The sequence below is a fragment of the Thiolapillus sp. genome (assembly GCF_048562965.1).
Lineage (GTDB): Bacteria > Pseudomonadota > Gammaproteobacteria > Chromatiales > Chromatiaceae > Thiolapillus > Thiolapillus brandeum_A.
In genome coordinates this window covers 1-776 of the sequence record NZ_JBHNMF010001220.1, presented here as the reverse complement: position 1 = coordinate 776, position 776 = coordinate 1, and the positions used below count along the sequence as shown (strand labels likewise).

At 57.1% G+C, this 776-nt stretch carries 1 pseudogene; it reads right to left on the bottom strand.

What is annotated here, in order from left to right:
* A pseudogene (locus tag ACOCD2_RS23425) lies at positions 1–471 on the bottom strand (hypothetical protein); the annotation flags it as partial.
* Positions 472–776 lie beyond the last annotated feature (305 nt).

The following is a 776-nucleotide window of genomic DNA, read 5'->3' as shown; positions in this document are numbered from 1 at the left end:
GTTTTTCGGAATGGGCAGCATCGGCGCGGTGTACGCATGGAACTTTTGCTTTGTGTGTTTAGCCGCTGCGTGAAACATGCGGTCAAAATTGGTGGTTACCAGTCGCAGTGTATCTTCAGGGCTGCGCGCCAGGCGCAGCAGTGCGGCATGCGTATCATACGCATCCTTATGACCCAACCCGGTCTCCAGCACTTTCGCCAGCTCACAGCACATAGCCAAGCGCCCATCCCCCGGTAGGCGCAGTTCCAGCAGGTTTAACGTGGCATCGTACTGCTTGCGGTCGAAGGCATAGCGCTCGCTTTCCGTGAGCGCCGTGCCAATCCGGCGGTAGATTTGCTCCACCAGCCCCTTGAAGTCCGGCAAGCCAGCGGGATAAGAAATACCCGCGCCGCAGAAGAACACCACACGCCCCTCTTCGTGCGCCTGCAAGAGCGCATCGGGAATCTCCGGGCCATTTGCTATAAACTGCATTGGGCTTTACTCACACGCGGATTCAACTCACAAGTGCAACGGGTGGGTTGAACCCGCGACAGCAATACCAGGATCGGGTGATGACAGGGCATTTGAGTATAGCACCCGGATATTGATGCCACGCCACCGGGCATCAGGGAGGGGATGCACTGCTGCTGTTACCTGCATGGGTGAGTGCGCAATTTCCCTCCCCGAATTCAACCAATAACCGTAACACCACCCGGTGTGGCATCCTGCCAGTGTGGTCCATCACAGAACACCTCAATGGGTGCCCGATAACTGAGGCATTTCCTGGGCCGTAGATT